The organism is Corallococcus exercitus, assembly GCF_003611585.1.
GTDB classification, from domain to species: domain Bacteria; phylum Myxococcota; class Myxococcia; order Myxococcales; family Myxococcaceae; genus Corallococcus; species Corallococcus exercitus.
In genome coordinates, this window is record NZ_RAVW01000373.1 from 1 (window position 1) to 9,637 (window position 9,637).

A 9,637-nucleotide genomic window follows, 5' to 3' on the forward strand; every position below is an offset into this window, starting at 1 on the left:
GCTCAGCTTGTGGCGGGGTTCGTGGGTTTGGCGGCGGCTCTGTTTTTTTCAAGCAGAAGACGGCATACGAGGTCTGCGCATGTCTCGTGGGCTCGGAGATGTGTATATGAGACAGTGCCGCTGGCGCTTCACATGGAAAGCAGTACGGGCCGGAACGGCAACGCGCACCTGCCGGGCGGGGTCGTGCGCTGCCAGTGAGCACTTGTGATCGCGCCGCGCGCGCATCCATTGCTGGACGACATCCGTATGGTCCCTCGGGGCCTGTCGCCATGGCGGGCCTCGCGGTTGCCCGCCTGCCTTGGGTCGCCGGGGTCTGGCAGGCCCCATTCCAAGGTGGACGGGGGGCCGTGTTAGGACTGCGACACGTCCCGTCCCCGCGGCAGGAGCGCGAGGGCGCGACGCCTCTTCCTGGAAGGACTCATGCGTTCGACTTCGGCACTGGCGTTGATGATGGCTTCCCTCGCGGTGGGCGCGCTGTCCGCTTGCGGCGACGACAAGACGGACAACACCCCGGACTCGGGCACCGGTACGGACGCGGGCACCGACGGTGGCACCAGCACGGGCAACGGTCAGTGCCCGGCCTCCGCCATCTTCTGCGAGAACTTCGACAAGGGTCAGAACGGCTGGCGGACGCCGGACGAGGACCACCACGCCACCATCACCATCGATAACACGCGCACCCGCTCCGGCAGCGGCGCGGTGCACGTGAAGACGGACCCGGGCTACAACGAGGACACGGGCGCGGGGGACCAGCAGGCCATCGCGCACCTGCGCAAGGACATGCCGGCGTTCGGCACGAAGCTCTACACGCGCGCGTACGTGTACCTGAGCCGGGCCTCGCCGGAGGGCGTGATGGGGACGTACTTCATCCTCTTCTCGCCGAAGGACAACGACTTCGGCGGCATCGAGCTCCAGGGGATGCACAACGGCGCGTTCGCGCTGGATGACTGGAGCGGCATCAAGGGCACGGGCTGGAACCTCCAGGACAACACGACGGTGACGGTGTCGCCCAACAAGTGGACGTGCATCGAGTGGGGCGTGGAGCGCGCCGACACCTCCGCCACCACGGGCCACGCGCTGGTGTGGGTGGATGGGAAGCAGGCCTTCGACTTCCCGAACGTGGGCATCCGGCCGTTCACCAGCTTCGGGGTGGGCTACGGCTTCGTGCACCCGAAGGGCGACTCCGCGTCGGAGACGTGGATCGACGACCTCGCGGTGGCGCCCGAGCGCATCGGCTGCGAGTGACGCCATGTCTCTGAACCGCGTCGCGGACGAGACCCTTCGCATCCTGGATCAGGGCAGCTACGTGCCGCTCTCCGGGAGGGAGGTGTCCCTTCGCGACGCGGTGGAGCGCGCGGTCCAGGGCACGGTGCTGGTGCGCCCCGGGGACTTCGAACACCTCACCAGGCCCGCGCCGGTGCCGGGCTTCACCATCGAGGTGACGCCGGAGAAGACGGGTGACGCCGCGCGCCGCTTGGTGGAGCAGGAGGGGGAGCGGCGGGTGCTGGCGCTCAACTTCGCGTCGGCGGTGAACCCGGGTGGCGGCTTCCTCACGGGCGCGAAGGCGCAGGAGGAGGACCTGGCGCGGTGTTCGGCGCTGTACCCGTGCCTGCTGAAGTGGCCGGAGTACTACGACGTGAACCGCAAGCTGCGCTCGCCGCTGTACACGGATCACTTCATCTATTCGCCGGACGTGCCGTTCTTCCGCAACGAGCACCACGACCTCCTGGAGCGGCCCTTCGCCGTGTCGCTGCTCACGGCGCCCGCGCCCAACGCGAGGCAGCTGCCGGCGGGGGACCCGGAGGTCGCGCAGCAGCTGCGGGACGTGCTGTTCGCGCGTGCGCTCAAGGTGTTGCGGGTGGCGGCGCACCACGGGCACCGCACGCTCATCCTGGGGGCCTGGGGCTGCGGTGCGTTCCGCAACAACCCGCACGACGCGGCGGAGGCCTTCGCGCGAGGTCTGTCCACGATGGCGGGCGCGTTCAGCCGCGTGGTGTTCGCGGTGTACGAGCGCGGTGGGAAGGGGCCGAACCTGAGCACCTTCCGCGCACGCTTCGGCTGAGGGGCTGTCCTGTGTGCTCGCGCGCTTGCTAGCGTCGGGCACATGAGATGGCGCCAGCTGGGGCTCGTGGTGGGGATGCTCGCGTGCGCGGGCACGTCGAAGCAGGGACCGGTGCCCGAAGTGGCGCGCACCGAGGCCGCGAGCGCGGTGCTCACGGTGCAGGCGAAGGACGCGGGGGGACAGCCTCTTGCTGGCATCCCGTTCCGGATCCGTCAGGCCATGGCGGATCCTCCCGAGGTGTTCTGGGGAACGACGGACGCCCGTGGACAGGCCGCGTTGACGGTGCCCTCCGGCTGGTACGTCTTCACCGCCGAGGCTTCCGGCTACCAGACCTTCGTGGATCCGGACGTGCGGCTCGGGCGCGAGCATCCGGCGGCGGTGACGATGACGCTGCGTCCCGCCGCGCCGGTCTCCGGGCGCGTGGTGGACGGCGCGGGTCAGCCCCTCCGGGCCGTGTCGCTCTCGTGGATTCCGGCGGACACGACGGCGCCCCGGCTGGACCTCGTCGGGAATCCGGATGGCACCTTCCGCTTCGAAGGCATGGGGCCCGGCCCGGGCGTGTTGCTGGCGCGGCGCAGGGGCTACAGCGACGAGCGCTGGGTGTTCGACGCGCGGCCGGCGGAGCTGCCGCTGGTCATGCGCGAGCAGGGCACGCTGCGGGTGACGGCCTTCGCTCCGGATGGACGGCCGGTGAGCGCGTCAGAGGTGAAGGTCAAGGCACTCGATCCCGTGGCCAAGGAGGGGGCCTGGATCGACGAGAAGGTGAAGGACGCTCGGGTGTATCGGGGCCTGGAGGCGGGACGCTACCGGGTGACGTTCACGCATCGGGTGGGCGAGCACGCGGAGTGGACCGTGTCCTCGGACGTCGAGGTCGTGGCGGGGCAGACCCGCGAGCTGGCGCTCCGCTTCGACAACGTGCCGGCGCGCGCACCGCTCCGGGGCCGGGTGGTTGGCGCCGGCGGACAGCCCCTGGCGGACGTGTGGCTGCGCGCCTCCTCGGGTGATGCGAAGAAGGATGCCTTCGCGAGCTGGAACTCCGGCAAGACCGACGCAGATGGGCGCTTCACGTTGGAGCATCTGACTCGGGGGCCCGTGCGGGTCGAGAGCCCCAGTTGGGATGCGAAGGTCGAGATCGGTCCGGATGCGGAAGGAGTGTCGGTGGATCGCAGTTCCGACTACTTCGTCGAGGGGCGTGTGCTCGGGCCAGAGGGGAAGCCGCTGAGCCGCTTCATGGTGAACGGGAAGGACTACGAGGATCCGGAAGGGCGCTTCCGGTACACGTTGGAGGGCCCCTGGCCCGACTGGCTGGACTTCGCGGCGAAAGGGCTGGCGAGCACGCGCAGGTGGGTGGAGCCCGAAGCGGAGCGGACTGTTCTGCCGGACGTGACCCTGGGGGCGGGCCGCACCGTGCGCGTCAGGCTCGTGCGGAAGGACGGGCAGCCTGCCTTGTCGAAGGGCAGGGTGGTCGTGCTGCCAGCGCCGGGACGGGAGTCGACGTTCGCGTGGCTCCAGTCCTTCTTGATCGTGGAGGCGGATGGCCGCTTCGTGCTGGAGGACGTGGCGCGAGAGCCGGTGTTTCTTGAAGCAGAGACCGAAGCGGACGGAACGGCGTTGCACCCCCTGGGCACGGATGAGGAGGAGGTGACGGTGCCGCTCGCTCCGGCAGCCAGCCTGGTGGGGACGGTGTCGGATGAGGCAGGGCGCCCGTTGCCAGGCACTCGCTTGATGGCCGATTGCGAGGTCTATCCCGACCAGCTGCCCGTCACCGATGCGGAAGGCCGCTACCGCATCCGCGTCGTCCCAGGGCGCGAGTGCTTCTTGAGCGTCTACAGCAGTGGCGGCCCATCCGGTTGGCCCTCGCCGCCGCTGCGCGTCTTCTGGCCCCAGCGCTTCAGCAGCGGCCGTCCGGGAGAAACGGTCCGGGTGGATCTTCGCCCGCGCACGGGGCCCGCTTCCGTGCAGGTGCTGTTCCCAGAAAGGGATGAATGGCACCGGGTCCTGCTCGTCCCGGGAGACGTCCCGATGCCGCCGACGATGGACGCCATGCGTGCGTTGATGAGATCCGCGGTCGAACCGGATCCAGGCCCCGCCGAGCAAAGGCCGGAGCGCAAGGACGCGGACTGGAACCACCGCTCCTGGCATGAACCCCGGTTCAGCCACCTGCCCCTGGGGCGCTACACGGTGTTCGTGCTCGAAGGCCCCATGGCAATCGCGCTCCGCTACCCCGTGAACCTCACGGCGCCCGGTGTCCACCGCTTCGAGACGAAGCGCCCTGAAGAGGGTGGCGTGCACCTCGTTCGCTGACGGAGGCCGCGCCATGCCCTGCTAACCTGCGGGGCATGCGATGGAGCTGGGTGGGGCTCGTTGTCGTGGTGCTCGCGTGCGCGGAGGCGCCGCGGCCGGTGGTGAAGACGCGGTGGCCGATGGAGGAGAGGACGCTGACCGTCCGGGCCGTCGATGCACTTGGACAACCGATTCCCGGGGTGACGCTGCGGGCACGGCGCGCGGATCGCGGCTCCAGGGTCTCCAGGTCGGGCATCACGGATGTGAACGGGACGGTCCAGCTCCGCCTCATGCCGGGTGGGTACGTCGCCCAGGCGGAGGCCCCTGGCTTCGTGAGCGTGCTTCGCACGGACGTGAGAATCGCCTTCGACACGGAGGCCCGTTGGGACCTGTCCATGGCCCGCGCGGTTCCCTTCGAGGGCCGCGTCGTCGACATGAAAGGGCAGCCCATTGAAGGCGTCCGATTCCACCTCGAAACCCTTCCCATCGAGGACATCCTGGAGCCACTGCCTGGGACCGAGAGTGACGCGCAGGGGCGCTTCCGGTTCGACGGTGTGCCCGCGGGAGACGGGTGGCTTCAGCTTCGCGCCGAGAAGGACGGCTGGAGCCCCGTCCTCCTGCGGCGTCGAGCACCGCAACCGGAGCTTGGGGTGATGATGGGGGGGCTCGGCTCGCTCCAGGTCCGGGCGCTGGATCCGCAGGGAAGGCCGTTGCCAGGACGCTCGGTTTCCATCGAGGGGATGGGTGAACTCCGCGACCTCCCGTTCCTCAAGAGGGAAAGCCCGGACGCCGCCCTCTTCGAGAAACTCCCCGCCGAGCTCTACCGCATCACGGGGCGGTACGAACCGATGCCAGGCTGTGAGTGGTGGCGCACCATCGACAGTCAGGTCCTTCCGGGCACGCGGACGGACGCGACGGTGAGCTTCGAGGATGTTCCACAGGGAGGCCCGTGGCGGGGCCGCGCCGTGGACTTGAAGGGGCGACCGCTCGCCCATGGCATGGTGACGGCCTGGATGGGCGGGACCGGTGGCGTGGGCATGAGCGGCAGGTGCATGGCCCGCACGGAGGCCGATGGCTCCTTCGCCATTCCCTTCGTCTTCCAGGCTCCCTCCAGGCTGACCTGGTCGGTGACCGACTCCATGCCGGGTGTGGAGCGGCAAGCCCACCCGCCCTCGGAGGCGGATGCGCCGTGGGTGTTCTCCTCCGGCTTTGGCATCTTGAAGGGACGCGTCCTCCGTCCGGATGGACTGCCCGCCTGGTTCTTCGAACTCGACGGTTACGGCGTGGCGAATCCCCGCGGCGAGTACACCCAGTACGTTTACGCGTCAGGCCGCTCCCAATGGGTCATCGGGAATGTCCACGGCTTCGCTCCCGCGCTGGTTCGCGCCGAAGGACGCCTGGAGGAAACGGTGACCGTCCCGGATGTCCTCCTGGAGGTGGGCCGCACCGTCCGGGGGCGCCTCGTCGCGGCCGACGGCTGGACGAACGTGGCGAGGCAGGAGGTCGAGCTCCTCGAGGTGTTCGACCTGGAGGTTCGCGGCAGGCATGGTCCGCGAAAGACCGATACCGATGAGGACGGGCGCTTCGAGTTCGAGCACGTGGCCTCCCGGGCCCAGGTCCTCCGCGTGCGCGCGAAGGGACAGGGAACGGTGCTCCAGCTGCTCCGCCCCGGGGAGGATTCGGTGAAGTTGCGGCTCGTGGCCGATGCCGAGCTCCAAGGCACCGTGACGGATGGCGCGAAGGTTCCCCTGGCGGGCGTGGGCCTGAAGGTCCGCTGTGAAGGCGGCTTCGAGGCGGAGTCCGGAACCGACGTCGCGGGCCGCTACTCGATCCAGGTGCCGGGCGACCGCGAATGCTTCGTGCACGCCGTGGCGCGTCCCCTGAACGTGTCCACGTGGCATCCGCCCCCGGTGTCCTTCTCGCCGCGGCGGATCCGTCCGGGCCCGGGCTCGCATCCGACCCTGGACATCGAAGCACGGCAGGGGCCGGGCACGGTGCGCGTGCACGTCGAGGCTTCGCGTGAGTTCGTGTCGGCGTTCATCGTGCCGGGGGACGTGCCCCTGCCTGGCTCAGGCGAGGCGCTGGACGCGCTCATCCGGGAGGGCCTGGACGCGGAGCCGGGCTACGACTCATGGGACCCAGGCGAGGGGATGCCGTCCTTCATGGCCGCCGCGCGCTTCAGCTTCGGGCACCTGCCCCTGTGGACCTATACGGTCTTCGTCCGGGACGAGGTGGACGGTGGGGACTCCATCGCGCGCATGACCGTGGTCCTGCAGGACGCGCAGGTGCACACCGTCACGCTGGAGCGCCCCGCCTACCGCGGGGGGACGTTCCTCCCGCGCTGAAGCCCGCCTACGCCCCGTCCACCGGCAGCGTCACCACGAACGCCGCGCCACCACCGGGCGCGTCCTCCACCCAGACGCGGCCGCCGTGCGCTTCCAGTATCTGCCGCACGATGTAGAGCCCCAGCCCCAGGCCTCCCGTGCGCGCGGAGCCCTGGACCTGGGCGAAGCGCTGGAAGATGCGCTCGCGCTCGGCGGCGGGGACTCCCGGACCTCCGTCCCGCACCGTCAGCCGCAGCTGGCCGTCCTGCTGGCGCAGCGCCACGTGCACCGGCGAGCCCTGGCCGTAGCGCAGCGCATTGGCGATGAGGTTGCTCACCACCTGCTCCATCCGGAGCTTGTCGAACCGGCACGGCGCCGGCCCCTCCACGCGCGCGTCCAGCGCCACCCCGGCCTGCTTCGCCTCGTCCTCGAAGCGCGCCACCAGGTCGTGCACCACCGGCGCCAGGTCGCCGCTCGCCAGCTCGAAGTCCAGCTTGCCCGTGCGGATGCGGCTCACGTCCAGCAGGTTGTCCAGCAGCGCCGCCAGCCGCTTGAGCTGCCGGTCCGCCGCGTCCAGCCGCACCGTGACCTTGTCGGAGCCCACGGGCTCGTCGCCCTTGCTCTCGGACATGCGGCGCAGCAGGTCCACCTGGAGGCGCAGCGACGTGAGCGGCGTGCGCAGCTCGTGGCTCGCCACCGACAGGAAGTCGTCGCGCGTGCGCACCGCCTCCTGCAGCGCCTCCTCCGTCTCCTTCAGCGCGGTGATGTCCAGGATGGCCCCGCGCACCACCATCACCTTGCCGTTCGCGTCGCGGATGACGCGCGACCGGCTGATGAGCCAGTGCCACGAGCCGTCCGGCCAGTGCGTGCGGAAGGTGGAGGAATACGACAGCACGTCGTTGTGGAAGATGGCCGCCACCTGCGCTTCCACCGCCGGCCGGTCGTCCGGGTGCAGCGACGCCAGGAACTGCTCGTGCGTCCACTCCGCCAGGGGCTGCGGGTAGCCGTAGAGCCGGTCATGCCCCTCCGAGCGGAATACCTGCCCGGTGACGAGGTTCGTCTCCCACACGGCCATCTGCGCGGACTCCAGCGCCACCTGGAACCGCTCGCCCAGCTGGCGGAAGCGCTCCTCGGTGCGCGCGACCTCGTTCTCCGCGCGCTGACGGCGGGTGATGTCCGTGGCCAGCACCCACATCTCCCCGCCCACCGGCCGCACGGACAGCTCCAGCCAGACGCCCGACGGCAGCTCCGACAGGAACCGCGCGGGCTCGCGCGTACCGAGCGCGTCCAGCAGCCGCTCGTGCAGCGTCGTGCCGGCCAGCATCGGCTGCGCCGCCCACGGCGTCATGCCCTCGCAGGTGCCATACGGCAGGCCCAGCAGGGACGCGGCGCGGTGGTTGAGCTCATGGATGGTTCCCTGCGCGTCGAGCGCCAGGAACGCCTCGGCCATCATCTCCCGCAGGACCTGCAGGCGGGTCTGCGCGGACATGCTGGCCTCGTCGGCCGGAAGCGGGGGCAGGTGGGTGTCCTTCGGCATGCGCCCGGAGGCCGCGTCCGGCGAGGACGGGTCGTCCTTGGAGGCATGGCGGACAGGCTCGAACGGACCACCGGGCAAAGGACTCATCGGAGGTGCACGCTCCCGCACGGCCCCCGCGCCCGTCAAGCGAGCGCGGGGAGGATCCAGGCCGTCTGTCAGCCCAGCGGATCCGTGAGGGGTTCAGGCATGACCCACAGCTCCGTGGGGCGCGCGTAGGCCTGGTCGAACGCGAAAAGGATGCCATTCCAACGATCCCAGAAATCCGCCCAGCTGTACTCGCAGGGAGGGGAGGTGAGCGGGTTTCCGTCGCGGTCCGGCTGGGCGTAGGCGTAGTCCGCGTAGGTCCAGCGCACCGTGCCGAAGTCCGTCATCAGGAATGGCGTCAGCGCCTGGAGCACGCCCGCGCGGGACACCTCGTCGGTGGGCGACCCCGCGGGCGTGAAGACGGGCTGGGCCTGATCCCGCTGTTCGCGCCAGGCGACGAAGTTGGTGCCCATGGCGATGAGCGCGTCGCGGCGCGCGGGTGTGGGCGCCAGCCGGGCGTCTTCGTAGAGGGCGAACGCGGCGATGAGCAGGCTCTTCCAGTGCATGCCGGGGAAGAGCAGGTCCATGCGGGTGGGGCGCGGCGAGTCCTCCGCGTGCGCGATGGCCCATGCATACGCCTGCTGCGCCTCCGCGTTGAGGGCGTCCACCAGCGTGAACTCGGTGAGCACGCGCGCGGGCGTGATGGTCCCCGTGGCCGCCGCGCGCCAGTCCAGGTACAGGCGCGCCGAACCGCCGATGTCGTTGAAGATGGCGAGGTTGCCCTCGTGGAGCGTGCGCTCCAGCGTGATGACGATGGACTCCACCTTGTCGAGCGGCGCCACGCCCGGAGCGCTCCAGTACAGCGCGCCCATGCGCGACGCGGTGGCCAGCAGGGTGCGCGTGTCCGCGAGCGCCGCGACGTTGAGCGAGCTCGTCAGCACGCTGAGGGCCGCGGCCGCGTCCGTGGTCAGGCCCTGCGCGATGAGCTGGAGGGACAGGTCCTGCAGCCGCAGCCGCACCACGCCGCTCAGCCCCAGCCGGTCCAGCGCGTTCGTCAGCGACAGCGAGGGCTGCAGCCGCGCGGTGTCGATGAAGTGCCGCGCGAGCGCCGCGCTGTACATGCCCTTGCCGCCGGCCTGGGACGCGTGCGGCGCGAAGGTGAACCAGTTGGGACGCGCGCTGCTGGTGCCACCGGGTTGCAGCGTGGGGTCGATGATGCCGCCCAGCTCATACGCGATGGCGATGTAGCCCAGCGTGATGGTGCGGTTGTCCTCCAGCGGCGTGGGCGCGGACTGCGCTCGGGCGGAGGCGGAGGTCAGGAGGAGGAGCGCGCCCAGGAGCGCGAAGGAGGAACGACGCACGTCGGTGCGAAGAGGAGTCGCCACGGTGGAGGTCCGGGGTGGGGGG

The 9,637-nt window shown here is 70.4% G+C and carries 6 protein-coding genes; 4 read left to right on the forward strand and 2 right to left on the reverse strand.

All coding sequences use genetic code 11. The features are described from left to right. The first annotated feature begins 420 nt into the window (after positions 1–420). From D7W79_RS32535 to D7W79_RS32550, 4 genes are read left to right on the forward strand one after another with little or no spacing between them, the layout of a single operon-like run. Positions 421–1,245: a hypothetical protein gene (locus D7W79_RS32535; protein ID WP_120529254.1), complete on the forward strand. Its 825-nt coding sequence runs from the start codon at positions 421–423 to the stop codon at positions 1,243–1,245. A 4-nt stretch (positions 1,246–1,249) separates the two neighbouring features. Beyond that, complete coding sequence (locus D7W79_RS32540) at positions 1,250–2,062, forward strand: TIGR02452 family protein (RefSeq protein ID WP_120529255.1); 813 nt, start codon at positions 1,250–1,252, stop codon at positions 2,060–2,062. A 42-nt stretch (positions 2,063–2,104) separates the two neighbouring features. Then, positions 2,105–4,366 carry a hypothetical protein gene (locus D7W79_RS32545; RefSeq protein ID WP_147442156.1) on the forward strand — a complete coding sequence of 754 codons (2,262 nt, stop codon included), beginning with the start codon at positions 2,105–2,107 and terminating at the stop codon, positions 4,364–4,366. Positions 4,367–4,401: 35 nt separating this feature from the next. Next, positions 4,402–6,690 (forward strand): carboxypeptidase-like regulatory domain-containing protein, encoded by a 2,289-nt coding sequence (locus tag D7W79_RS32550; protein ID WP_120529257.1) that lies wholly within the window; start codon positions 4,402–4,404, stop codon positions 6,688–6,690. 7 nt (positions 6,691–6,697) lie between these two features. On the opposite strand, the gene D7W79_RS32555 is transcribed toward D7W79_RS32550, so the two are convergent. Together D7W79_RS32555 and D7W79_RS32560 are read right to left on the reverse strand one after the other, a co-directional pair. After that, entirely contained in the window at positions 6,698–8,293 is a 1,596-nt protein-coding gene (locus D7W79_RS32555; RefSeq protein WP_244222094.1) for a sensor histidine kinase, read from the reverse strand. 68 nt (positions 8,294–8,361) lie between these two features. Further along, positions 8,362–9,615, reverse strand: a complete 1,254-nt coding sequence (locus tag D7W79_RS32560) for a hypothetical protein (protein WP_120529258.1) — start codon at positions 9,613–9,615, stop codon at positions 8,362–8,364. Positions 9,616–9,637: the final 22 nt, after the last annotated feature.